Origin of the sequence: Brevibacterium sp. (assembly GCF_022712115.1) — a bacterium.
GTDB classification, from domain to species: Bacteria; Actinomycetota; Actinomycetes; order Actinomycetales; family Brevibacteriaceae; genus Brevibacterium; species Brevibacterium salitolerans.
The window spans coordinates 1-23,379 of sequence record NZ_JALAHB010000169.1 but is presented as its reverse complement, the minus strand read 5'-3'; the positions used below and the strand labels follow the sequence as shown (position 1 = coordinate 23,379).

Below are 23,379 nucleotides of genomic sequence, written 5' to 3'. Positions count from 1 at the left end.
GCCGTGGCGGGTGATAAGGTTCAACTGCCCTGAAATTCGTATATCGGAGGTGTGGAGATGGCGTCAGAGGGACTGATGAAGGCCTTCAGGCAGCGTCTGTCCCGTATGGTGCGACGCGAACCCGCAGCCAGTCCCGTGGTGTCGTTTCCTCCGGTCAGATATGTGGCAATGACGTGGGGCATACCTGAAGACTTCGGCGGTCTGACCAGCGTGCTTCTCCGCCGCTCGTCGAAGCTTGCGGAACTTGGAGCCCTTTCCATCCCGCTGCTGACATTCGATTCCTCACTGGACATCACGGCCAAGGCCGCCGAGCTGAAGAGCGCAGGCAGGTTGGGAGACGGCGTTTCCCTGCGGAACTGTTGGTCCGAGGTGGCGGTGATGACCGATCGGCAGCTGTCGGTCTTCGCCGGAGCTTCAGCTCAGACCACGTCGGATTCCAGCGGAAGTGCGGGACTGTCCGTTTCGAGTGAGAGCTCCAGGCGCCGTACGCTCGTCGACGACGAAGGTGAAGTGCGGTGCATCGAGCACCTGCGAGCCGATGGCAGTGTCTATATTCGGGATGAGAGGAAGTCCGGGGGCGGTCTCATTCTCCTGAATCGGCGGGGAGCGCCCGTGGCGCACTGGTCAAAGGCGCGGGACTTCTATCTGAGGTGGATTGATTCTGTTGTAGGCGATCAGCCGACTGTACTGGTGAATGACTCCAAGTTCGCAGGCAGCTTCCTCCGATACTATCGCCGTTCTCATGTGAAGACCGTCCAAGTGTTTCACAATCCCCACCTGTCCGGTGACGCAGTGACTCCCTACGGGCCGTTCACGAAGTCCAGATCGGATATCATACTCGAGCATGAGTCATTTGATGGTCTGGCATTTCTCACAGATCGGCAGCGGGAAGACTTCCTGGCGGCTTTTGCGAGAAAGTCCGGGACGTTTGTGGTGCCGAATTCCCGGCACATCGCGGACGTTCTGCCGGATCCCCGGGAAGCTCGCCCGGCTACGAGTGGGGTCATGCTGGCCCGCCTGAGCGAGCAGAAGCAGGTCGATCATGCGGTGAAGGCTGTCGCGGAGTTCGACGATGCGGACCCTGCGGCACGAGTCAAGATCGACGTGTACGGGTCCGGTCCTCTGGAGGAGGACATCGCAGCGCTCATCGAACGCGTGGAGATGGGCGACCGGATCGAGCTGAAGGGGTACGATCCGGATGCCTCCGCAAAGCTTGCCGAAGCTTCGTTCCTCGTGCTCAGCAGCAAGTACGAGGGGTTGCCTCTGGTGCTCGTCGAGGCGATGGCTGCAGGCTGCATCCCCATCGCCTACGACGTGAGGTACGGGCCGCGCGATGTCATCACTCATGGGGTGGACGGTCTGGTGGTTCCGGAGGGAGATCACCGCGCCCTTGCCGACGCCATCAGGTCGGTGGTGACGATGGATGAGGACCGGCTGGCGTCCATGAGGGCTGCGGCTCAGCGCAAGGCGCGCAGCTTCGATGATCTGACGGTTTCCCAGATGTGGGCTGACGTATGCGCAGAGCTGGCCGCCTCCCGGCCGGCGGGAGCTGAGGTGGGCAGCGGTGCAGTGGTGACGCGGGCGCATCTGGACGAAGTTGCCGACGAACCCGTTGTCTCTCTCTGCGGGCAGCTGCTGGGAGACTGGACGGAGGATTCTGCGGAGATGCGGCTCCGTGCTTCAAGCCGGAACCGTCGTTTCGGCTTCGACGTGGAGGTGGCGCAGGGCATCGACGGCGGAGAGCGTCGTTTTGCCGTTGAGATCCCTCTCTCCCGCTTCACGGCGGCAAGCGCCATCTACGACTTCTGGCTGACGACCGTGGGCCGTTCACGGCGTGTTCGTCTGAGCCTGGCGGAGGGCGCAATCGACGCGGCTGCTGCAGAGCGGCCGGGCGGGAATCTCGAGCTGTATGCGACAGTGCACGGGAATCTCAGCGCGCGGGTCGGCTGAACGGCTCCCGCCCCGCCCGGAGTGGGGAGGCGGAGGAGTTCAGTCCGCCGCCTCCATGTTGGTTCCCTGGTGGCGGACGAAGGCGGAGAGATTCTCGGCGCGCTCTTCGATCAGCCTGTCCACTGCGCTGAGGAAGTCCGCGGTCGAGGAACCGATCTCTCGTTCACCGAAGTAGAAGGCTCTTTGGTGCGCTCTCTCCTCGGCATGCCTGTCGGAGGCCAGTGCCTCCTCGACGAGTGCAGCAGTACGCGACACGGAGGAGCCGTCGATGATGGGCGTGCTTCTGCTTATCGGTGATTCGAGGTTGAGCGCCCTTCGATCGTTCCGGCGATCCGTGAGGATCAGCGGCTTCTCCGGGCGCAGGTAGAGAAAGTCCAGGCCGACGCTGGAGATGTCGGTCACCAGCAGATCCACCTGGCTGAACATGGCGAGGATGTCGCCCGACATCATGATCAGGTGGCGATCATGCGCTCTGTCGGCATTCGACTTCTGGATGAGCTCCCTGATCTGCGCATCGGCTGCAGCCATCGCTTCGTCGTCGGTCTCCTCCACGCGTGGATGAGGCTTGTAGACGATCCTCGAATCCGGGATCTCCAGAAGTGCCTTGATGATGGCGACGCCGTACTTGTCGATGGACGTGTAGTTGTTGGTGTCGTTCTCACCCTCCCAGGTAGGGGCATACATGAGGGTGCGACCGCGGGAAGGGGGAAGAGCTGGTTCTCGATCTATGTCAAGCTGAGGGCGGCCCACAGGGACAAGTTTGCTCTCGTCGAAGTCCAGGAGTGCTGCCCTGTGGCGTTCGAGCGCGGCTGGTCCTGCAATGAAGGTCTTGTCGTATGCCTTGGCCTGATTCGAGACCATGCTGAGCTTGTCGCTCTCGCCGTGGTTGATGTGCACATGGACCGCTGGTGCATATGAAAGCGACTGGAAGTTCGTCACGCCGTTGTTGACATACAGGACCAGTCTGTAGTCGTTCTCGTAGTACAGAGTGGCGAGGTCGTCGAACCGTCGAACGAACGCCATGGGGAGCTTCGTCATTCCTTTGACTGCGCGGAGCGCGTTGAGCTTTCGGAACACCAGCAGGGTGGGGTGATGCTGATTGAGCTGCTCCAGGATCGGAAGCCACTGGGTCAGCTGGTAGATCTTGTCCGCGTTGTCGCCGAAGTAGGCGACCACCTGCCCCGGAACCGGTACGCCGTGGATCTCGTGTCCCGCCGCCGGTCCGCGTGCACCCCCGCGTATCCACTGGCTCACGGTTGTCCAGGGGCGTGAACGCACAAGCGATCGCGCTTGCCTGCGTAGCCAGTCCTGCATGCTGTTCCTCCGGATGTTTATCGTTCAACCGGATCCATCCTATGTAATGGTCGCCCGCAGTCGCGCAGCAGCGCTTCTGCGGAGGTGATCCGCCTTCCGCTTCTCAGGCAGAATGGCCCCATGAGCATCGACTTGGAGATCGCACAGGCAGCGTCGCTGAAGCGGATCACGGAGATCGCGGAGTCCGTCGGAGTGCCCACGGAGGATCTCGTCCCCTACGGCTGGACGAAGGCGAAGGTCCCGCTCCCCGTTCTCGAACGGATCGAGCAGGAACGCACTCCCGGTCGGCTCGTCCTCGTCACGGCGATGAGCCCCACTCCGGCGGGTGAAGGCAAGACCACCACCAGCATCGGCCTCGCGGACGGCCTCAACGAACGCAACAGGCGGCGCGCGGCGGCCGGCGAGCCCGCCACGGGCAACGCGGTCCTCGCGCTCCGTGAGCCCAGCCTCGGCCCGGTGTTCGGGATGAAGGGCGGCGCCGCGGGCGGCGGATACGCGCAGGTGGTGCCCATGGAGGACATCAACCTCCACTTCACCGGGGACTTCAACGCCATCGCCCTGGCCAACAACCTCGCCGCTGCGATGCTGGACAACCACATCCACCACGGCAACTCCCTTGACGTGGACGTGCGCCGCATCCACATCAAGCGGGTCGTCGACCTCAATGACCGCGCGCTGCGGGGGACCACGATCGGCCTGGGCGGGCTGAACGGGGGAGTGCCGCGGGAGGACGGCTTCGACATTGTCGTCGCCAGTGAGGTGATGGCCATCTTCTGTCTCGCCACCAGTCTTGCGGACCTGCGCGAACGGCTCTCGCGCATCGTCCTCGCGCACACCCGCGACCGGAAGCCGGTGACGGTCGCGGACATCGGCGCGGCGGGCGCCATGACCGCGCTGCTCCGCGACGCCCTCGCCCCCAACCTCGTCCAGACCCTCGAGCACACCCCGGCATTCATCCACGGCGGGCCGTTCGCCAACATCGCCCATGGCTGCAACAGCGTCCTCGCCACGCGTGCGGCGATGGCACTGGGCGACTGGGCGGTGACGGAGGCCGGCTTCGGAGCAGATCTGGGCGCGGAGAAGTTCCTCGACATCAAGACCCGGTCGGCCGGCATCTGGCCGGACGTCGTCTGCGTCGTCGCGACCGTGCGGGCGCTCAAGTACCACGGCGGGGTGGAGAAGGCGGATCTGGAGACGGAGAACGTCGAGGCGATGCTCGCCGGCATGGCGAACCTCGAGCACCACCTCACCGTTCTGCGGGAGGTCTACGGGCTCACCCCGGTCGTGAGCCTCAACCGCTTCCCCAGCGACACGGACGCCGAGGTGGCGGCCGCGGTCGCGCATCTCCGCGAGTTCGGGGTGCGAGCGGTCCCTGCCGAGCACTGGGCGCACGGCGGTGAAGGCGCTCTCGACCTCGCCGATGCCGTCATCGCCGCGGCCGCCGAACGCGAGTCCGGTTCCGGAGAGGACAGGACGCCCCGGCGCTCCTACGAGCTCAGCGACAGCCCGGAGGAGAAGCTGCGGAAGATCGCCTCCCGGATCTACCGGGCAGGTGGAGTGGACATCCCTTCCTCCGTCGCCGCGAAGCTCCGGCGGTTCGTCGCGGAGGGCTACGGGGAGCTGCCCGTGTGCGTGGCGAAGACCCAGTACTCGCTGAGCTCGGATCCTTCGCTGCGCGGTGCACCGGAGGGCCACACGCTCACGGTGCGCGATGTCCGCCTCTCCGCCGGAGCGGGGTTCATCGTCGCGATCTGCGGTGACATCATGACGATGCCGGGCCTGCCCGCCTCGCCGTCCGCAGAGCGGATCGACGTCGACGCCGAGGGACAGATCACCGGGCTGTTCTGAGTCAGCGCAGCACGAGGGAGGCCTCGCCGCGCACCAGGTGTGCGACGAGCAGGTCCGGCGTCACCGCCGCGGGGTCGTACTTGTAGCGGAGCTTCTGCACGGGAGAGCGGCGGAGGATCGCCTCCACGTCCACACCGCTGCGCGGTTCCAGCAGCCGTGCGTGGAACGCGTGCGCGGCCTGTGACGAAGGGGCGTATGCCGCATCACACTCCTGCTGGAACTCCTCGTCGAGCCGGTAGAGCATCTCGAACACGTGATGCAGGTGGTAGTAGTGCGGCAGGTACGGGCGCTCCTCCCACCACAGGTGCAGCGCGGAGCGGAGGAGTGCGACGATCCGGCTGCCCGGCCGCGCCGCCATGAACCAGCTCGAGATGCGCGGCCCGGTGTAGCTCGGGGCGGTGAAACCGGCCGTCAGGCAACGGTCCAGGAACGGCGCCGCCGCCGTGCCCAGCCAGCAGGTGGAGTCCAGCCAGGCGCCTCCGTAGCGGTGCAGCAGTTCGACCCGGAGGATGTCCGAGAAGTACGTCTTGTTCGCCCCCACCGCGGCCTCGATATTCCGGGGGATGCTCACATAGTAGGGGAGGTCCGCATCGCTGAGCACGTGCGCACTGCCCTCCGCGGCCTCCTCGATCCGTGCGAGACAGCGCTGCACCAGGGGCGGCGCTGCGGCCCTGCCCTGTGCCCAGTAGCTGAAGACCGGGAGCGGGTCGCCCACGCTCCCTTCCCCTCCCGGGGCGGCATCCGCTCGGCGCCTGATCTCCGCGAGCCGCTCCGCCACGAAGAGACCCGTGGTCCTCCTCGCCCGGAATGCCCGCGGGTAGGTCTCCAGCGCGGCGAGCGCATCGAACGGCAGCGGGGCGTCGAGCGCGACCGCCTCCCGGCACACCCGCAGGCTGGAGGCGTCGTCGCGCACCCGGTCGTAAGCCTCGGCGAGCTCGTACCGCAGCTGCGCGTCCTCCGGAGCGAGGGCGACAGCCCGTTCATAGGCGGCCGCGGCGGAGCGCCACCGCCGCTCGTTGAGCAGCGCGCGGGCCTTCTGCACGTGGTGCTCCGGCACGCGGTCCAGACCGGCCGAGGCCGAGACCCGGGCGCGCCTCCGTTCCATGCGCTCCTGAGCCTCCCCGAGCATCGCCGTGAGCGGCCTCGCCGTCTCTTCCGTGAGCGTCGGCAGCCGCCTGATGTGCTCCGACACGAGCGCGAGCTCCTCCGCCGTGCCCGCCTCCGCGAGCAGGCGGCAGACGTCCTGCAGCTGCTCCTCGTCCAACGGCTCCCGCGTCCCGGGATCGCGCAGCAGCAGGTCCGGGTCCTTCAGCGTCCGCGTGGAGGGGGAGAGCTGCCTCGCTCCGGTCCAGCCGTAGGTGAAGCAGGCGTCCTCCGGTGTGTCTCCGTCGAAATAGGGGAGGGCGCCCGGCGACTGTGTGAGCATGACGTCGTCCCAGTGCACTCCGCCTGCGCCTGCGCTCATGCCGCACACCAGGCGGTTCCAGGCGGCGGTGGCCTCCGCCGGAACGGTGAAGGTGAGTGTCAGCTGCCGTGTCCCCGGCCTGTTGGGCGCCGGTTCCGAGACCGCGACCCGCCAGTCCGTCCTCCCTCCCATGACGCAGCCGAGCGCGATGGTGAGGGCGTCCTTGTGCAGCGCGCCCCGGAGCCGCTCCTCGAGGTGGACGGTGACCTGTGCCGTGTATGTCTCGCCCGGGCGCATGCCCAGGCGGAAGGTGCCCTCCTCGTTCCGCCCTCCCGGAGCGATGTGGGTGTCGTTGCTGCGGCTCGTCCCCTCCACGAACACCGACTGCCGGCCGCCGGCGCACCAGGCGGTCGAGGCGCGGGCGGTGTTGTGCACGTGCGTGTAGAGGCCGCCCTCCGCATAGGGCAGCTCGAAGTCCGAGCGGCCGCGGGAACCGGGAGCGGTCTGCTCGAAGCCGGGATTGGGAACGAGATTGACGATGGTCGACATGCTTCCTCCCTGATCGGTCTCAGCGCAGCGCCGCGGAGATCCGGGCGGCCAGTCTGCGGGCGGCCTCCCCGTCGTCGTGGGGAACGAACTCCCGCTGCCAGCGTCTGTAGGCCTCGGACGGGGCCCAGCCTCCGTACAGGGTGTCCGTGAGCGCCTTCGCGAGCGCGCTCTCCGTGCGCAGCAGCGGCCCTGGAGCCTCAGCGGCGAGATCGAAGTACCCGCCTCTGCCCGTCTCCAGGTAGTCCTCGTAGTCGGGGGTGAAGTACAGGATCGGCCTGCCCGTGACGGCGAAGTCGAACATGATGGAGGAGTAGTCGGTGACCAGGCAGTCGGCCGCGGCCATGAGGTCCGCGGGCTCCGGATACGAGGTCACATCCACCACCCGGTCGCTCCTGAGGTCCTTCCCCCGCCGCAGGGTGACGCTGTGGCCCCGGGCGAGGAGCACGGCGTCCTTGGGAAGGCGCGCCATGAGCCCCGCCGTGTCCAGGGGGCCGAGGCTGCCCTTGGCCTCCGGGCGGAACGTGGGGGCGTAGAGGACCACCGCGGCCTCGGGGGAGAGGCCCAGGTCCGCACGGGCACGCGCACGCAGCGCATTCCGTCCGCTGCCGCTCAGACGGTCGTTGCGCGGATACCCGGTCTCCGCGACCTCGCCCTCGAAGGCGTAGGCGCGGCGGAGGATCTCCGTGGAGTAGGGGTTCTGGGAGAGGAGGAGATCCCATTCGCGGGAGCCCTTCCGCAGCCGCTCCACCGCTTCCGGTTTGCCGCGCCGGTGGGGCACGTCCGCACCGAGGGCCTTGAGGGGCGTGCCGTGCCAGGTCTGGACGATGTACTGGTCCCTGTGCCTCCGGAACCCGCCCGGCAGCCAGGTGTTGAAGACGACCAGTCTGCTGGCGCCCAGTGCCTGCCAGTACGCGCGGCCGCCCGCGATGACCGGCTCCGCCTGGGCCGGGTACTCCACCGAGCGGTCCGCCACCGTGACGTAGTAGGGGCCGGGCACGCCCTCCGCCTGCAGCGCCTCGAGGAGGGCCGGAGGGTTGTCCGAGACGGTCTTGCCGTACCAGGACTCCAGGAACACACCGCCGGCGGGGGAGGGCCTGCCGGGGCCGGTCCAGGCCGAGGCCAGCGATCTGCGGCTGCTGCGCCCCCTCTCGTCGGGGCCGAGCGGCGCGGCGAAGTCGAAGTAGAGCTGTCCGTCCGGCGCATGCTCTGCGCGGATGGCGGCGGAGGGATCCTGCAGGGGGAGCGGAGTCCGGGCGCTCAGCGGTCCGGTGAGGACCACGGGGACCTCGTCCCCGTCCTCGAGCACGGCCCAGGCGCGATACCCGCCGGAGGGCGGTGCGTCCACCTCCGCCTGCCACGCGCGGTGTGCCAGGGGGATGCTGAAGCGCGACGCTTCCGCGCGCTCACCGCGGAGCTCCGTGCGTGCGCCGCGGAGCAGCAGATGCGAGACGGAGTCCGGTGCCGTCGCAGCCAGGGTGATCGCGAGACGCCCGTCGGAGAGCGTCACCTCCGCCGCCGGGCAGCGACGGGGTGCACGGGTGAGCCGGACCAGACCGCCCGTCCCTCTCTCGAGAGCGCCGCCGGAGACAGGCACGTACTCCCAGTCCGTGCTGTTCCAGTGCACGTGCCGCCGCGCACCGTCGCCGCCGGTCAGCGCGATGGCCCAGGACCCTGAGGCAGGGGTGTGCCCGGCTGCGCCGATCCGCAGCTCGCTGCGGCCGTCAGCACTGCGGGACAGGTCGAGGGGCACCGGGCACGAGGCCTTCTCCAGGCTCCACCCGGCGCTCACCGGCACGAAGTCCGGAACGAGCCGGAGGGGCACCACGATCTGCTCTCCCTGCGCCTGCGGCGGCCCGTCCGCGAAGGCCGCGGGTGAGGACCGGACGAGGCACAGGCCGCGCTCCCCGCTCCACTCCGGTGCCAGGCGCCGGCCGGAGACGACGAGCGCCTGCAGATGGCCTGCCGAACCCCAGCCGTACCTGTGCGTGAAGGAGGTCACCTGCGCGGCCTTCCGGTCGTACTGCACGACCAGCTGCACCCGGCCGTGCGGGGAATCGCAGAGATCCTGTACCCGGCACACGGCGCGGAAGGCCGCGGAGGAGAGATCGTGATTCTTGTCCACGAAGCCGTTGACGTCGAGCCAGGGAGCGGGCTCCGTCCTCAGCTCCGTTCCGGCCGCCAGGAGGGTCGCGGCATCGTCGAACGACTGCTCGTCGCCGGCGGGGACCATGAACACGCGGAGAACCGGGGGTGCTTTCCGCGCACGGCCGTCCACCGTCACCCACCCCTCCACATGGAGTTCGGGGCCCTCCCAGTGCACGGCGCGCAGATCAGCTCTCACACCGTGCACGGGTCCGAAGGCCACCGGGGCCGCAGCGGAGGCCGTAGTCCCCGTCGCACTCTCTGGGCTCCCGGCCCTCTCTGCACGTGAGGCCGTCCTCTCCTGTCCGTCCGGCCGCAGCCGTGCGGTGAGGCGTTGTCCCAGCGCAGTGAGTGCACGGCGCGCGCGGCGGGGACTCACGCGGCCCTCACCGCGGAGAGGAACTCGCCGAGCGCCTGGGCGTTGTACGCCTTCCAGTCGAACGCCTGCTGCGGTACGGCGCCCGCGAGATAGGCGCGCATGCCCTCGGCGAGCGCGTCGTCGGAGCGATCGACGATGAGCCCCTGATCGTCGCTGAGCGCATCCGTCACGGAGGCGAACCGCGTGGACACGATGGGCAGATCGAGAACCCTCGCCTCGAGGATGACCATCGGCTGCCCCTCGTAGTCGCTGGAGAGGACGAAGCAGTCGGCTGCCTCGTACAGCGGGAAGGGATTGGACACCTGGCCCGTGAGTGCCACCGCATCCCCGAGCCCCAGGCTCTGCACCAGCGATCGCAGACTCTCGCGGAGGACGCCGTCGCCCACCATCACCAGACGCGTGGCCGGGTTCTCCCGGTGCACCTGTGCGAAGGCGCGGATCATCCTCGCCTGGTTCTTCTCCGGGCTCATCCGGCCGATCGTGAGGAAGGTGGTGTCCTCGGACGGCGGCAGGAACGTCGAGAGCACGGTCTCGAACTCCACCGCCTGGGCGACGGCCTCGCCGCCGTACGCATCGGTGAGCAGGCGGACCTGCGTCCGCAGATCCGCGCCCTGCGGAGCCTCTGCCTGGGGCCGCTGCAGTTCGAACCGCGGGCGGGCTCGGGCGAGAGCCGCCTCGCCGTCGATGAGGTTCCGCGCGTAGGTGAAGGCGGTGTGGGGCGCGTAGTGCTGGAGCCCGGCACGGTTGAGCTCGCAGAGGCTGGGCGACACGGCGACCACTGTGTCGAAGTCGTTGTACAGGTCGAAGACCTGCTTGAGGCGGCGTTCGTGGGGCGTGGAGTCGTTGATCTCCTTGGACACCTCGGAGACCATGTCGTTGTGCTGCCAGATGGACTTCACGCCCGAGGGCGCGGCGGCGAAGATCCCCGCCCACAGAGGTCCGTACCCGGAGAAGTCGATGACGTGGTCGAAGCGGGCGTCTCCGAAGCAGCGCCGCCACTCGTCGTGGAAGTCCTTCCGGGCGCGGGGCGCGCGGGCGTCGTCTCCCCAGGGGAATTCGGCTCCGAGCACCTGCTCCAGCGGCTTCTTGCCCGTGGTGAAGCGGCCTATGCGGGGGAGCAGGCGGATGCGGGGATCGATCCGGCTGAGGAAGCTGAGCGCATCCGGCTTGGTGCTGTGGCCGTACGCCACGGAGACGTCGAAGCGGTCGAAGTCCAGGGAGTTGAGCATGTTGACGCACGAACTCGTGATGCCGTTGGGCAGCAGGCCGCCGGGATAGAGCAGCAGGCTCGTCCGCCCGTCCGAGAAGTCGGAGATCACGGTCCCGCCGGGGTCCTTGCCGCGGAACACGAGGTCCACCACACGCTGCGAGGCTCGTCCGTCGTCGTGGGGGTTGTAGGTCTGCCGCGCGGCGCGGAGGCGGTCCGTCACGGCCTCGTCCGGAGCTGCGAGGAGAGCCTCCGCCGCGGCCTCGACAGTGGTGACGATGGGGCCGGGCCAGTCCGCGGGCTCCTGGTAGAGGCCGCGGTAGCCGGAGTAGGAGTCGTAGTCGGGAATGTAGAACAGGATCGGCCGTTCGAGGGCCTGGTAGTCGTAGAAGATGCTCGAGTAGTCCGTGATCAGTGCGTCCGAGACCGCGAGCGCCGTATTGGCGGGGATGTGGTTCGGCACGAGCCGGTCGCGGAGCTCAGGATGCGCATCCGCCTGCGCGAGGACGCGCTGATGGACCTTGAGGAGAACCCGCCAGCCGGGACCGAGGCGCTCCTGGAGCTCCGTGACGAACTCCGCCGTGGAGGCCATCTCGTCGAGCGGATCGTAGAAGGACGCGCCCTTCCAGGTGGGGGCGTACAGGGCGATCTTCGCACCGGCGGGCACCACGGTCCCGCTTGCGCGAAGACGCTCCAGTGTCTGCTTGCGGCCCAGGGGGCCCTGGAACTGGTGGTCGACGCGCGGATAGCCGACCTCGGCGATCTTCCCGCGGAAGATCCCGTCGAGGCGATAGCCCTTGCGCAGCATGGTCTCTGTGGTGAAGGGGTTCGGCGACAGAATCCAATCTGCTGCCAGGAAGTTCTTGATGATGTTCCGGGTGTCAGGGCCCCCGCCTTCGACGTCGTAGCCCATCCGCTTGAGCGGCGTGCCGTGCCAGGTGTTGATGTAGGTCTGCTCCGGTCTCTTGGAGAGTTCCGGCGGGAAAGTCGAATTGTTGACGAGATAGCCGGCCGTTCCGAGTGCGTAGTAGTACTCGAGGGACTTGTACTCGATGAAGCGCACATTCTTCGCCTTCTCGAACTCCGCGACGATCGGATCGTTCAGGCAGTCCTCCTCGAGCACCCAGAGGTGCTTGAGGTGGGACATGTCCGGTGCTGCCATGAGTGCACGGAATATCGCTTCAGGGTTGCAGACCGCTCCCCGTCCGGAGTTCGCCTCGTAGAGGACGGTGTTCTTCCTGACGGGGAGGCGGCGGGACCGGGCCACCGTCTCCGCGACGAGGCGCCTGTGCGCGCGACTCCTGAAGGAAAGCTGTGCCATCGAGGTCTCCTGCGTCGGGGAAATGCCGTGAAGCGTAATTGTCGGAATTCGATGATTCGCCATCGGATTCTCTTTCTCCTGCTGTCGCACTGTACATCTCGGTTTCAAGAAAGCGCCTTGAAGGGGGAATGGGGCCGAGTGGGAATCCCCTGACCGCGGTGATTCTGCGATTCACGGAATGAATGCTCTGCGTTTCCTGACAGAAGTATGAGCGGATGATGAGGCGAGTTCGGGGGAAGTGCAGAAGCGGATGCTAGTTTGTCCCGATGCCTGTGAGGGACGGACGGATCGACAACGCCAAGGGCGCTCTCATCGTGCTCGTGGTTCTCGGGCACCTGCTCGAGGGATTGAGCTCCGGGTGGGACGACGGCCTCGGGCGCCTCGTGCTCACCTCGATCTACGCGTTCCACATGCCGGCCTTCGTGTTCCTCGCGGGCATCACCGCCAAGTCGAAGCGGCTGGGCGAACGGGTCCTCAACCTCCTCCTCACGCTCCTCGCCGCACAGCTCGTCTACTACGTCGTGGAGCGGTTCGCCGGCGATCCCTTCGAGTGGAGCTGGATCAGACCACACTGGATCCTGTGGTTCCTCTTCGCGATGATCGCCTGGTACCTCACGGTGCCGCTCATCGAGAGGGTCCCGCGGATCATGGCCGTGGTCTCCGTCGCCACCGGCCTGCTCGCCGGAGCGGTTCCCGCCGCCGACTACGAGTTCTCGCTCTCGCGCATGCTGGTGTTCTGGCCCCTGTTCGTCCTGGGCAAGGTCTACGGGTCCTGCGCCCTCTCATGGCTGTCCGCCATGCCGCTGTGGACCAAGCTGGGTCTGGCCTTCGCCGCGATGTGCCCGCTGCTGGCACTCTTCATCGCAGACCTCCAGCGCGAGTGGCTCTACGGCAGCCGGAACTACGAATGGCTCGAGGTGGGCACGCTCCACGGCATCCTCGTCCGGCTCTGCCTCTATCTCATCTCCCTGCTGGTCATCGTCGCGCTCCTCGCAGGCGTTCCCTCCCGGAGCACCGTGGTGACGACGATGGGCGCCCGCTCGCTCTCGGTCTATCTGCTTCACGGTCTGGCCGTCATCGTGCTCACACCGGCTCTGGCCTCGATCTACGACGGCGGGTACGACCGGCGGGTCCAGGTGGGCGCCGTGGTGCTGTGCGCGCTGCTCGCATGGGCGCTGGCTCAGGTGCTGTCGTTGCGGCCGCTGCACTGGCTCGTCTCCGAACCCTCCAAGCGGCTCGCCGCGGCCGTGATGCGACGTGTGCCGGGCTCTGGTTCTGAGGTGATCCCCAGCAAGTCTGCGGTGTCGGAGGCATCCTCACTCCGCCACCGGTCGTAGAGTGGATGACCGTCACCACGGGCCCGCTGCTCTCAGCGCGCCCCACCCGGATTGAGGACTCGCGTATTGGACACCGCCGAACAGCTCGCCGAGCAGGACGGTCCGCAGCCGGCGGCTGCCGAGGCCGGCGCCGCGGACGCGGAGCGCGCCTCCCGCTGGGTGCGGCTGCGCCGCTTCGTCCGTGAGGTCCTGTCCTTCCTCTCCGTGGGCGGCATCTCCTACATCGTGGACGTGGGGCTCTCGAATCTGCTGCTGTTCGGCTTCGCCGGCATCCCTGCTCTGCTGGACGGCAGCCCCATCAAGGCCAAGGTGGTCTCCACCCTCGTCTCCGTGGCGGTCGCCTGGCTGGGCAACCGATTCCTCACCTACGGCGGCCGCGACTCCGGCTCCGAGTTCTCCACGATCTGGAAGTTCGCGGTGGCGAACGCGATCGGCATGGTCATCGTCGTCGCACCGCTGGGGATGACGTGGTACCTGCTGGAGATGCGCGACCCGGTCACGTACAACATCTCGACGAACATCGTGGGGATCGGCCTCGCGATGGTCTTCAGGTTCTGGGCCTACCGCACCTGGGTGTTCCCGGACCGCGGCGCCGCACGCGAGGTGGTGGAGTGAGCCGCGCTCAGCCGCGGTGAAACTGCGGAGCGTCTGAGGCGGAGCCCTGCGCAGTGCGGCTGCCCGGCTCAGCGGCTGCGGATCCTGCGCAGCGCGGTGACACCGCTGCGGTAGGCGCTCACGACCGGCGCCGGTGCGAGGGTGCGGAGCTCCGCCCGCACACCTCGCAGATCCTGTGCCAGCGCCTGCCGCCCCAGGTCCGTGAGCTGCGCCTGGCGGGAGCGTGCGGCCAGCAGCACCAGGGCGCGTTCGAAGGAGTCCTCCGGCGGGTGGAAGTAGTTCTCCCGCAGCCAGTCCCGCGTGGGGAACGGGAAGTCACCGGCGCGCAGCTGCTCCAGGGTGCGTTCGAGCCCGGAGCCGGAGAACGCCGCGTTCAGCATCTCCTCGTTCACCCCGAAGTCGGAGACGACGAGCGTCGGCAGGCCCCGGTCCAGCGACTCCAGTGCGGCGGTGGAGGAGACCGTCACCAGCGCCGTGCCGGGAGTGAGGAACTCGGCCATCGGCCCGTACTCCAGCCGCATCCGCGCGCTCGCCTCGCCGGAGGTGTGCATCCGCCCCAGCAGCTCGCGGTACGGCACATGCTCGTGGTGGGTCTCCTGCTCACCCTCCCGCGAACGGAGCTTGATCGCCACCGTCCGTCCGGCCTCGGCCCGCGCCCAGTCGTCCAGGGCGCGCAGGATCTGCAGACGCTGGCTGCGCAGCGGCGGGACCTTGGCCTGCGGGGCGAACACGATCCGGTGCACCCGCCCACCGCCCCGCACAGGTTCCGGCGGTGCCGCTGAAGCCAGCATCGGCAGGCGGGTCACGAGGATGTCCGCCGGGTACCGGAGCGCGCCGTACACCCTGCGGTACGCGGCGGCCTCCGCATGCGAATGCGTGACGAAGGCGTCGCCGAGGCGCCTGTACCGGGCCCCCTTCGTGGTCGCCGGCAGACCCACCCCGGGCAGGCCGGAGAGCAGCGCCGGGCGCGGTGACACGCGGGCGGCGGTGGAGTGGATCTGCTGCACGACGGGACCGGTGGCCGCCGCCAGGACGATGTCCGGCCGCAGGCGTTCGAGCTCCCCGCGCAGAGCTCTGCGCGTCACGACACCGGGGGAGCGCCCCTCCCACCGTGTGCCGGTCAGTGCCGCGCTCCGCTGTTCCGGCACCGGCAGCAGCGGGGTGTCGAGGAGCAGGAGCTCGGTGCGGAAATCTGCCGTCCCCGCGCCCTGCAGGCCCGCCAGCAGATGCGCTGCCCATTTGAGGTACGACTCCGAATCGGCAACGGCGAGGATCTTGGGCGCCGCCGAGCCCCGCATCAGCATGTCTGCCTCGTCCACTCCCGCAGCGCCTTCCCGTTCCGCGCGGTGCTCGCCCGGAACTCCGCGGGTGCCGCATCCGTCCACCAGGCCGGTTCCACGGGAGTCACCGCGAAGACCGCCTCCGGGTTCATCGTCGCCAGGCTCACCACCGCGGTCGAGGGCAGGCTCAGCACGTGGACGCCGGGTGGGAGCGAGGAGAGCCGGAGTTCGAGGGGCAGCCCGGGCTCGGCCACGCGCACGCCCTCGAGCTGAGCGACGCGCGCGAGGAAGTCCGGCGACTCGCGGCGGTGGGGGTAGTAGGTCGTGGAACGGGCGGAGAGGCCGGTGCCGCGGCCCGCGGCACCGCGCACCCAGTCGAGGTACGCCGCCGGCCGGATGAGCCCGTCCGCGGCCATCGCGGAGCCGATCACCACGGCCTCGGACTCCGGTGCCTCACCGCTTCCCACGCTGCGGGCGTGCTCGAAGCGGTGCTCGCGGATGCGGACACTGCGCGCGGCGGCGCTCGCCCGCAGCTCAGGACCGGGGCGCAGCGCCGTGAACCAGTCGACCCGTCCCTTCCGTGCGAGGCCGCGCAGCCGAGCGGCGAAGAACGCGGAGAGCCTGCTGCGCACCGGGCTCAGCCGCTGGCGGGGACGGCTCAGCGGACCGGTGCCGGAGACCAGCTGCTCCACCACGCTGAGGGTCGCGAGGCCGTCGTCGAGGATCGTGAGCTCCGGCAGGAGTGACAGCAGGTAGCTCTGCGAGACCGTCCGCTGGATCCGTCCTGAGCACAGGTCGCCTACCAGCAGACGTGTGGTCCGTGCCTGCGGTGCGTACGACGGCGGGCGCGTGGAGACGGTCACGCCGGGAGGCAGCCAGCCCTCCGGCAGCTGGCGCAGGAACTGCTCCATCCCGCGTGCGTCCGGCCGCGCGTGCACCACTGCCTCCTCCGTGCCGCGCAGCGCCTCCAGGGCGGAGACGAACTGGAAGGGCGATTCGACGAGGGCGCGTGCGGTCATCGGCGGCTCCCGGTGCCTGTGGCGGTGGGGATGAGCGAGGCGGCTGTGCGTGACGAAGGCGCGGCTGTGGGCGCGGGCGCGGGTGCGGGAACCGACGGCGCGACTGTGGGAGAGGCGGGTGCGGGTGCGGCGGCACGCGGGACGCGCGCGTTCAGCACGCTCCTGACCTTCGCCGCCAGCGGTCGCACACGGGCTGCGACGGGTTCCGGCAGGGTCTGAGCCACGGTGCTCCGTGCCCGGTCCAGCACTGTGCGAGTACGGGGAGGGAGGCCGCCGGGAAGCCCGAGCTTGGTGAGCCGGCGGCGCTTGAAGTACTCCGGCGTGGCAGAGTAGTGAGCGGTCAGGAAGGCCTGTGCCGAGTCCCGCAGATGCGGGTAGATGCGCGACTGCATGCAGTAGCCCACCGCGTCCGTGAGCTCCTGCAGCGAGAACGCCCGATCGCCGTAGGCCCCACCCTGCGCTCCGCCGTGGGCTGCCTCGGGGCCGTGAGCTGCCTCGGCGCTGTGGGTGCTCTCCGAAGTGTGAGCGGCCTCCGCGCCGTGAGCGTCGTCGAAGAGGTACCGGCAGATGGTCACGGGGATGCGGTTGCTGTTCTCATAGGGTGCGAACGCCTCCAGAGCCAGATCCGTGCCCAGCGACCGGGCCTTCGCCCCGTAGAGCCGCCAGGCCGTCACCATGCCGGTGGAGAAGCAGCTGTACACCGCGGCCGGCCGCATCCGGTCCAGGCAGAGTTCGAGCGGGACGGACGAGGGCGCCAGTTCGAAGGCCGCGCCGGCCTCTGCCGCCCGTGCGGCCAGCACACTGCTGACCGAGGACGAAGCGGCCGGGTGGGGCTTGAAGACGACGGAGGTGCAGCCGGCATCCAGGGCGGATCTGACCATGGCGGCATAGACCTCGGTCTCCTGCTCGTGGGTGAGGAGGTCGATGTCGGAGAGGTACTGCCCGATGATGAGCGCCGTCCCCTCCCGCTCCTCCGGGAGCTGCACCGCAGCGCTGTCCGCCACCTCGCCGATGGCGGCGCGCACGGCCTCGGGCGGCACCACCAGGTGCTCCACCCGTTCGAACTCGGAGAGCATGAGCGGTCGCAGACCCGGCACGAGGTCCACATAGACGAAGCCCCGCAGACGGTTCCACAGCAGCGGAGAGAGCCGGTTGCGGGTGGGGCCGTAGCCCATGAGGCCGTCCGAGTGCACGAAGAGCTCCGCCTCGAGGAACACGGCCGCGAGCGCCCGGCCGGGGTTCGACTGCACGGACTCGAGGAAGAGCTGCACGCGTCCGTCCGCGCTCTCCAGCTCCCAGGCGCGGGTGAACAGCTTGGACCACATCGTGCGCTCGATGTCCTTGGGCCCCCACTGGGCCGGATGCATCGGCCAGATCCACTCGTTGAGGCTGATCACCCTGTCGAACCGCGTGAGCAGGGGCGCGGCCTCCGGCCTCTGGGCGAACGACGGACCCACCTCGTTGACCACGCGGTTGTCGGACACGAGGAGGACGCGCTCCTGCGCCTCCTCGAGCAGCCCGGAGTCCATGGCGGCGGCGAGACTGGCGAGCTGCAGCCAGGAGGACACGGCGAACACCTGCTTCACGGCATGGTCCTTCCTGCGGTGCGGGGGTTGTGCGGGGTGCGGAGGTTCTGCGGGGCGCGGAAATTCTGCGGGGCGCGGGCGCCGGCAGAGGAACGCGCGGCCTTCCGCCTGCTGAGTGCGCGGAGCACCGGCCGGAGATGGTCGCGCCGCTTGCGGCTGAAGGTGTCCACGAGTGTCCCCAGCTCCGCCTCGCTGAGTCCCTCCGCCACGCGCGTGAGCTCGGAGACCAGCTGCGTGCGCAGGCCCCTGGTCATCTCCGCGCGGCGCTGCAGGTGGATGTCCGCCAGCGCGAAGAGGTTGTGCGCGGCCTTGAGGGTCCGCGGATCGCCCTCCGCCCCGCCGGAGAGCTCCCGGGTGAGCGCGAGGGTCTTCTCGCAGCTGCGGATGAAGTCCAGCTGCGTCTCGTTGTAGACCGCCGTGAGCGAACCGCCCACTCCGCGCCGGTAGTAGGCACCCGGTGTGGTGACCACCGCGAAGGTCTCGGACCGGAGCATGATCCGCCAGTTCCACTCGCGGTCCTCCGCGCTGCGCAGCGATTCGTCGAAGTACAGCAGCCCGCGCTCCAGCAGCCTGCGGTGGTAGAGGCCCGTGGGCGGATTGGGGTAGTCGACCATCGTCTGGTCGAATCCGCGCACCGTGTGGTCGGCGGTCCGCAGACGGGTGTTCCGCAGGTACACCGGGGCGGACTTGAGCGTGCGGTGCTTGCCCGCCGCCAGGATGATGTCTGTCCGCACCGAGTCCACCTCGAGGTGCTCGAAGGCCTCGAGCATCACCGCGAGGTGCCCGTCGGCGTACCAGTCATCACTGTCGAGGAAGGTGATGCCGGTGCCGGTCGCGGCGCGCATCCCCGCGTTGCGCGCCGCGGAGACGCCGGTGGGCTGCGGATTGCGGAGCAGGCGGAATGCCCCGAACCGGTCCGCGAACCGCCCGGCGATCTCCGCGGTGTGGTCCTCCGAACCGTCGTCGATCACCACCACCTCCATGTCCTCGGGAGGGAGCCCCTGAAGGGTGAGGGAGGTGAGCGATTCCGCGATGTAGGATTCGGCGTCCTTGGCGGGGACGATGACGGAGAGCCTGGGGGACGTGGTCACTGGTGCGTGTTCTCCCGCCGTTACTTGCGCAGCGAGGCGATCTTGGACTCCTCGCCGGGCATGATGCGCTTCTCACCATCGCCCAGGGCGCGCTCCAGCACGCGCACGCCGCGGCAGAGCGCGATGAACTCGTCCGGCTCCATGGACGCGGACTGGTCCGAGCCCCACATGGTGGTGTCGAGCGTGATGTGGCGCTCCACCGTCACCGCGCCCAGTGCCACGGCGGCCAGCGAGATCTCCGTGCCGATCTCGTGCCCGGAGTAGCCCACCGGGACCCCGTAGCGCCTCTCCATCGCCGGGATCGCCCGGAGGTTGGCCTCCTCCGGCGGCAGCGGGTAGGTGGAGGCGGCGTGCATGAGCACCAGGTTCTCGCGGTCGAAGACCTCCACCGCGGCGTCCAGGATGTCCCAGTCGGACATCCCGGAGGAGCACAGCACCGGCTTTCCGGTGGCGGCGATCGCGCGGAGGAGCTCGAAGTCCGTGAGGGAGGCCGAGGCCACCTTGTAGGTGAGCGCATCGAACTCGTTCTCGAGGAAGTCCACGGAATCCGTGTCCCACGGCGAGGCGAACCACTGCAGGCCCAGCTGCTTGGCGTGCGCGTCGATCTCCCGGTACTGCTCGCGCTCGAACTCCACGCGGTACTTGTACTCGAGGTAGGTCATGGTGCCCCAGGGCGTTTCGCGCATCTTGGACTTCTGCGCCTCCGGCACGGCCACGTCCGGGTTCCGCTTCTGGAACTTCACCGCCTGCGCGCCGGCCTCCGCCGCCACGTCCATGAGCCGCTTGGCGAGCTCGACCTCGCCGTTGTGGTTGATGCCGATCTCGCCGATCATGTAGACCGGCTGCCCGGCGCCCACCGAGTGCTCCCCGATCCGCACGGGTGCGGGCGCGGAGGAGGGCGCTGCGGAGGTGCGTGTCGCGGCGGAGGGTGCGGTGCGGGGTGCGAGCGTCTGGATCATGCGAACTCCTTGGTCTTGTGGGTGTGCGGGGCCGCGAAGGCGATGGGGGACGAGGTGAGGTCGGGGGTGCGCGCCGGGAGCGCGGAATCGGGGATGAGGTCGCAGACCTCGCGGACGGCGCCGTGGCCCCCGGGTCTCGAGAGGACGACCCGGGCGGCCGCGAGGACCTTGGGATGGGCGTCGGCCACGGCGATGGGCCAGCCCACCGCCCCGAAGGCGGGCAGATCGTTGAGGTCGTTGCCCACGTAGGCGACCTTCTGCGGGTCGACCTCCTTGGAGGCCATCCAGGCCTCCAGTGCGGCGGCCTTGTCGTCGATGCCCTGGAGCACCTCCGTCCGCAGCTTCTCCGCGCGCCTGCTGACGACGGGGTTGCGCTCCTTGGAGAGGATGAGGAACGGGAACCCGGCGGAGACGAGGCGGCCGACGCCCAGGCCGTCGCCGCGGTGGGTCCGGACGACCTCGCGGCCGTCGTCCGCGACGAGGACGGAGTCGTCCGTGTGCACGCCGTCGAAGTCCGTGACGAGCGCCTGCACGTCCAGGAGGGGGTGCGCGTCCTGCTGCGCGGCGATGGAGCGCACCAGGGTCAGGTCGCTCATCGAATCGATCTCGCGGGCGTGCTCCTCCGGCACCTCCTCGATCATGATGCGGCCGAAGAACCGGTGCCGGTGCTCGAGGAAGCCCTCGGTCCGCATGACGTAGAAGGCCCCGGTCTCGTTGAAGTGGGGCTCGCGGTCCTGGCGCCGCGGCCGGTGGGAGGCGACGTGCCCCACGGCCTCCGCCGCCGCGTCCGGTCCCAGCTTCCAGAGGAAGGAGTGGTCCGCGACCGCGGAGAAGACGACGTCCGCGGAGTGCGAGGCGACGCGGTCCACCGCGTTGTCCAGCGAGGCCGCGTCGGTGAAGGGGGAGGTGCACTGGATGAAGACCGTGATGGCGTAGGGGGTGCCGAGCTCCGCGAGGGCGTGCAGGAGCGCCGACTCGCTGGTGGCGTGGTCGCCGGAGATGTCGGAGGGGCGCCGGATGACCTGTGCGCCGGCGGCACGGGCCTCCTCGGCGATGCCGTCATGGTCCGTGGAAACGACCACGTGGTCGATCCGCTGGGCGTGCTGTGCGGACTCGATGGCACGCGTCAGCAGGCTCTTGCCCGCCACCTTCTGGAGGTTCTTCAGCGGGATCCCCTTGGACCCGCCTCGGGCCGGGATGATGGCGACCGTGCGCTGTGCGGCGGCCGTGTGCGGGGCCTCGAGGGGCTTCTGCGGATTCCCGAGGTGCGGGGTGCGGGAGGCGGCGTTCGCTGCGGTGCGCGGCGGCGCCGTCCCGGTGGTAGGAGCTGTCATAGGCGGCCACTGTAGGGCGGTGAGTGTGGCCGCCAGGTGAACGGAAGGCGGCGGCAGCGCAAGGTTCGGGTGTTGTCATCCGGTGTTCACCCGGGGGCCGTGATCCGTACGCCGGGGAGTCGCCTGCAGGCCGGGTTCCGTGTGGGGAACAGGTGTGGCGGCTGCGCCGGTGCTGTGTCTGCGGACGGCCTCAGCGGAGAACACAGGCGCGGGTCTCTGTTCCGCCGATGCTCCCTCCTGCGCGGCCGCAACGCCTCGCGGCCGCTGTGCCTGCGGGGGTCGCTGCGTCCGCCGGGGCCGCTGTGCCCGCCGGGGACTCATGCCTGCCGGGGCGTCACCCCCGCGCGGGCACGGCGGAGAGGAGCGCGTTGCGCAGACGGTCGCGGCGCGTGGCGGAGAGACGGTGCATGAGGGTGGAGCCCACGCGCATGACCTGCGGGGAGAGCATCCGGGCGGTCTCGTAGCGCCGCAGGGCGCGGGGGAGCGAGCCGTCTTCGCGGAGGAATCGCGCGAGCGCGACGGCGTCGATGAGGGCCTCGTTCGCCCCGCGCCCCAGGTTGGGCGCCATCGCGTGGGCGGCGTCGCCCAGAAGCACCGCGTGCCGCTCGGCACCGCGGAGTGGTACGGACCGCACCAGCCGCCGAGGCCAGCGCGAGACCCAGACGTCGTTCACGAGGGTCTGGGCCTCGGTCGCATGGGCGAGGACCCGCTGTGGGTCCTCGGCATGGCCCTCCCACCGCTCGCGCAGATGTCGCAGCGCGTGGGCCCGCGAGTCGAAGCGCTGTGCCGGGACGGTGGAGAACCAGTTGACGCCGCCGGGCCGCGGGGTGATCCCGAAGATCCCGTCCGGCCGCCACACCTCCTGGAAGCGGCCCTCGACAGGGTCGGCGTCGATGACGCCGCGGATCACCGTGGCGCCCAGCCGCCGAGCGGCCGAGGCCGGTCCCCAGAAGTCCCGGCGCACCGTGCTGTGCACGCCGTCGGCGCCCACGACCAGATCCGCGTGCAGTCCCGTCACCGAGTGCACGGAGTGGCGGTGCACCTGCACCGAGTGCGGGAGGACGGAGCGGAGGAGATCGCGCAGCTCCGGGCGGGGGAGGAGCGTGATCTCCACGCCGCTCATCCGCACCAGAGGCCGGCCCTGACCGTCCGCGAGCATCCCGCCGGTGACCGTGACGCAGCGGCGGCGGAACTCCTCGAGGAGGCCGAGCCTCTCCAGGGCCCGCCGCCCGCCGGCCTGGAGGGCGAACAGCGTGGGGACCGTGGGCTCCTGCCATGCGGCCTCGTGCAGGTGGACGTCCCAGCGGGCGGGCAGCTGCGAGGCGAGGGCGAGTCCGGCGATCCCGGCGCCCACGATGTGCACGGTGGTCATGGTCCGAATCTACCGGGTGCTGAAGCCGGGATGACGGGAAGGACGAGGACGAAGGGGGGCCGCGTGAGACGAGTGGACCGGCCCAGCAGACTCCCGCTCGTGTGATCACTTCGCCCAGCCGGGATCGCAGTTATGGCCGGGCGAAGTGATCACTCGGGGAGGGGACTCCGAACGTCGTGGAGCAGACCCGGGTGCGGCACGAGCAGTCGGCCTGAACCGCGCGGCGCAGGCCTCTCTACGGTTCAGAGCGCAGACCTGCCGCTCAGATCCAGGTGGGGTTCCACATGCGCAGCTCCCAGGCCTCGCGCGGGATCCACGTGGCAGTCCACACCGGCCAGAAGAACGCGAACGCCATGACCGCTGCGGCGAGCACCACGCCCACCAGCACACGGCGGAGCGCGAGAGCGCTGTCCGGGCGGGCGGTGACGGCACCTCCGGCCGGGCCTCCAGCACCGTCGGCAGCATTTTCGCCGGCGCTCTTGCCGACAGCGCCCGCCCTGGCCTCGGCGGCATCGCGCCCGGCCACAGCCGCACCATTCCCGGCCACGCCGGCACTGTCCCCGGCCTCGGCGGCAGTGCCGCTCTCCGGCCACCGTCCCCACAGCAGCCCCATGGCATAGGCGATTCACAGCACCACGAACGGCACCATGACGATTGTGTAGAAGGTGAAG

Annotated in this window: 16 protein-coding genes; 4 read left to right on the top strand and 12 right to left on the bottom strand. The window is 69.3% G+C overall.

Annotated features, from left to right (window positions below):
* Positions 1 to 57 precede the first annotated feature (57 nt).
* A complete protein-coding gene (locus tag Q0A33_RS09580; protein WP_291795519.1) occupies positions 58 to 1,950 on the top strand; it encodes a glycosyltransferase in 1,893 nt (630 codons plus the stop codon).
* 39 nt (positions 1,951 to 1,989) lie between these two features.
* Here the strand turns inward: Q0A33_RS09580 and Q0A33_RS09575 are convergent, their stop codons facing one another.
* Complete coding sequence (locus Q0A33_RS09575; RefSeq protein ID WP_291795516.1) at positions 1,990 to 3,204, bottom strand: CDP-glycerol glycerophosphotransferase family protein; 1,215 nt, start codon at positions 3,202 to 3,204, stop codon at positions 1,990 to 1,992.
* 180 nt (positions 3,205 to 3,384) lie between these two features.
* Here Q0A33_RS09575 and Q0A33_RS09570 point away from each other — a divergent pair, with 180 nt between their 5' ends.
* The gene (locus tag Q0A33_RS09570) at positions 3,385 to 5,112 is read left to right on the top strand and encodes a formate--tetrahydrofolate ligase (protein WP_291795514.1); all 1,728 of its coding nucleotides are present in this window, start codon (positions 3,385 to 3,387) and stop codon (positions 5,110 to 5,112) included.
* Position 5,113: 1 nt separating this feature from the next.
* Here the strand turns inward: Q0A33_RS09570 and Q0A33_RS09565 are convergent, their stop codons facing one another.
* From Q0A33_RS09565 to Q0A33_RS09555, 3 genes are all read right to left on the bottom strand, one after another.
* A complete protein-coding gene (locus Q0A33_RS09565; RefSeq protein WP_291795511.1) occupies positions 5,114 to 7,066 on the bottom strand; it encodes a capsular polysaccharide synthesis protein in 1,953 nt (650 codons plus the stop codon).
* Between the two features lie 19 nt (positions 7,067 to 7,085).
* Positions 7,086 to 9,407, bottom strand: coding sequence for a CDP-glycerol glycerophosphotransferase family protein (locus tag Q0A33_RS09560; RefSeq protein WP_291795508.1), 2,322 nt, complete (start codon positions 9,405 to 9,407; stop codon positions 7,086 to 7,088).
* A gap of 176 nt (positions 9,408 to 9,583) precedes the next feature.
* Positions 9,584 to 12,115, bottom strand: a complete 2,532-nt coding sequence (locus tag Q0A33_RS09555; protein WP_291795505.1) for a glycosyltransferase — start codon at positions 12,113 to 12,115, stop codon at positions 9,584 to 9,586.
* Positions 12,116 to 12,381: 266 nt separating this feature from the next.
* Here Q0A33_RS09555 and Q0A33_RS09550 point away from each other — a divergent pair, with 266 nt between their 5' ends.
* Complete coding sequence (locus tag Q0A33_RS09550) at positions 12,382 to 13,452, top strand: acyltransferase family protein (RefSeq protein ID WP_291795502.1); 1,071 nt, start codon at positions 12,382 to 12,384, stop codon at positions 13,450 to 13,452.
* A gap of 66 nt (positions 13,453 to 13,518) precedes the next feature.
* On the top strand, positions 13,519 to 14,067 hold the full coding sequence (locus Q0A33_RS09545) for a GtrA family protein (RefSeq protein ID WP_291795500.1): 549 nt from the start codon (positions 13,519 to 13,521) through the stop codon (positions 14,065 to 14,067).
* A 68-nt stretch (positions 14,068 to 14,135) separates the two neighbouring features.
* On the opposite strand, the gene Q0A33_RS09540 is transcribed toward Q0A33_RS09545, so the two are convergent.
* From Q0A33_RS09540 to Q0A33_RS09505, 8 genes are all read right to left on the bottom strand, one after another.
* Positions 14,136 to 15,386, bottom strand: a complete 1,251-nt coding sequence (locus Q0A33_RS09540; RefSeq protein WP_291795494.1) for a DUF6716 putative glycosyltransferase — start codon at positions 15,384 to 15,386, stop codon at positions 14,136 to 14,138.
* Positions 15,365 to 16,366: a hypothetical protein gene (locus tag Q0A33_RS09535; protein ID WP_291795491.1), complete on the bottom strand. Its 1,002-nt coding sequence runs from the start codon at positions 16,364 to 16,366 to the stop codon at positions 15,365 to 15,367. Before Q0A33_RS09535 ends, Q0A33_RS09540 begins: the two co-directional genes overlap by 22 nt.
* On the bottom strand, positions 16,363 to 17,952 hold the full coding sequence (locus tag Q0A33_RS09530; protein WP_291795488.1) for a polysialyltransferase family glycosyltransferase: 1,590 nt from the start codon (positions 17,950 to 17,952) through the stop codon (positions 16,363 to 16,365). Before Q0A33_RS09530 ends, Q0A33_RS09535 begins: the two co-directional genes overlap by 4 nt.
* The gene (locus tag Q0A33_RS09525) at positions 17,949 to 19,043 is read right to left on the bottom strand and encodes a glycosyltransferase family 2 protein (protein WP_291795485.1); all 1,095 of its coding nucleotides are present in this window, start codon (positions 19,041 to 19,043) and stop codon (positions 17,949 to 17,951) included. The genes Q0A33_RS09530 and Q0A33_RS09525 overlap by 4 nt, the downstream gene beginning before the upstream one ends.
* A 20-nt stretch (positions 19,044 to 19,063) precedes the next feature.
* Positions 19,064 to 20,002 carry an N-acetylneuraminate synthase family protein gene (locus Q0A33_RS09520; RefSeq protein ID WP_291795482.1) on the bottom strand — a complete coding sequence of 313 codons (939 nt, stop codon included), beginning with the start codon at positions 20,000 to 20,002 and terminating at the stop codon, positions 19,064 to 19,066.
* Positions 19,999 to 21,336 (bottom strand): acylneuraminate cytidylyltransferase, encoded by a 1,338-nt coding sequence (locus Q0A33_RS09515; RefSeq protein WP_291795479.1) that lies wholly within the window; start codon positions 21,334 to 21,336, stop codon positions 19,999 to 20,001. Before Q0A33_RS09515 ends, Q0A33_RS09520 begins: the two co-directional genes overlap by 4 nt.
* Positions 21,337 to 21,670: 334 nt before the next feature.
* Positions 21,671 to 22,708: an NAD(P)/FAD-dependent oxidoreductase gene (locus tag Q0A33_RS09510; protein WP_291795476.1), complete on the bottom strand. Its 1,038-nt coding sequence runs from the start codon at positions 22,706 to 22,708 to the stop codon at positions 21,671 to 21,673.
* Positions 22,709 to 22,970: 262 nt separating this feature from the next.
* Positions 22,971 to 23,255 carry a hypothetical protein gene (locus Q0A33_RS09505; protein WP_291795473.1) on the bottom strand — a complete coding sequence of 95 codons (285 nt, stop codon included), beginning with the start codon at positions 23,253 to 23,255 and terminating at the stop codon, positions 22,971 to 22,973.
* Between the last annotated feature and the right edge of the window lie 124 nt (positions 23,256 to 23,379).

Coding starts and splice junctions, on each gene's coding strand:
- Q0A33_RS09580 (WP_291795519.1), top strand. CDS start 58: ATGGCGTCAGAGGGACTGATGAAGGCCTTCAGGCAGCGTCTGTCCCGT.
- Q0A33_RS09570 (WP_291795514.1), top strand. CDS start 3,385: ATGAGCATCGACTTGGAGATCGCACAGGCAGCGTCGCTGAAGCGGATC.
- Q0A33_RS09565 (WP_291795511.1), bottom strand. CDS start 7,066: ATGTCGACCATCGTCAATCTCGTTCCCAATCCCGGCTTCGAGCAGACC.
- Q0A33_RS09555 (WP_291795505.1), bottom strand. CDS start 12,115: ATGGCACAGCTTTCCTTCAGGAGTCGCGCGCACAGGCGCCTCGTCGCG.
- Q0A33_RS09550 (WP_291795502.1), top strand. CDS start 12,382: ATGCCTGTGAGGGACGGACGGATCGACAACGCCAAGGGCGCTCTCATC.
- Q0A33_RS09535 (WP_291795491.1), bottom strand. CDS start 16,366: ATGACCGCACGCGCCCTCGTCGAATCGCCCTTCCAGTTCGTCTCCGCC.
- Q0A33_RS09520 (WP_291795482.1), bottom strand. CDS start 20,002: ATGATCCAGACGCTCGCACCCCGCACCGCACCCTCCGCCGCGACACGC.
- Q0A33_RS09515 (WP_291795479.1), bottom strand. CDS start 21,336: ATGACAGCTCCTACCACCGGGACGGCGCCGCCGCGCACCGCAGCGAAC.
- Q0A33_RS09510 (WP_291795476.1), bottom strand. CDS start 22,708: ATGACCACCGTGCACATCGTGGGCGCCGGGATCGCCGGACTCGCCCTC.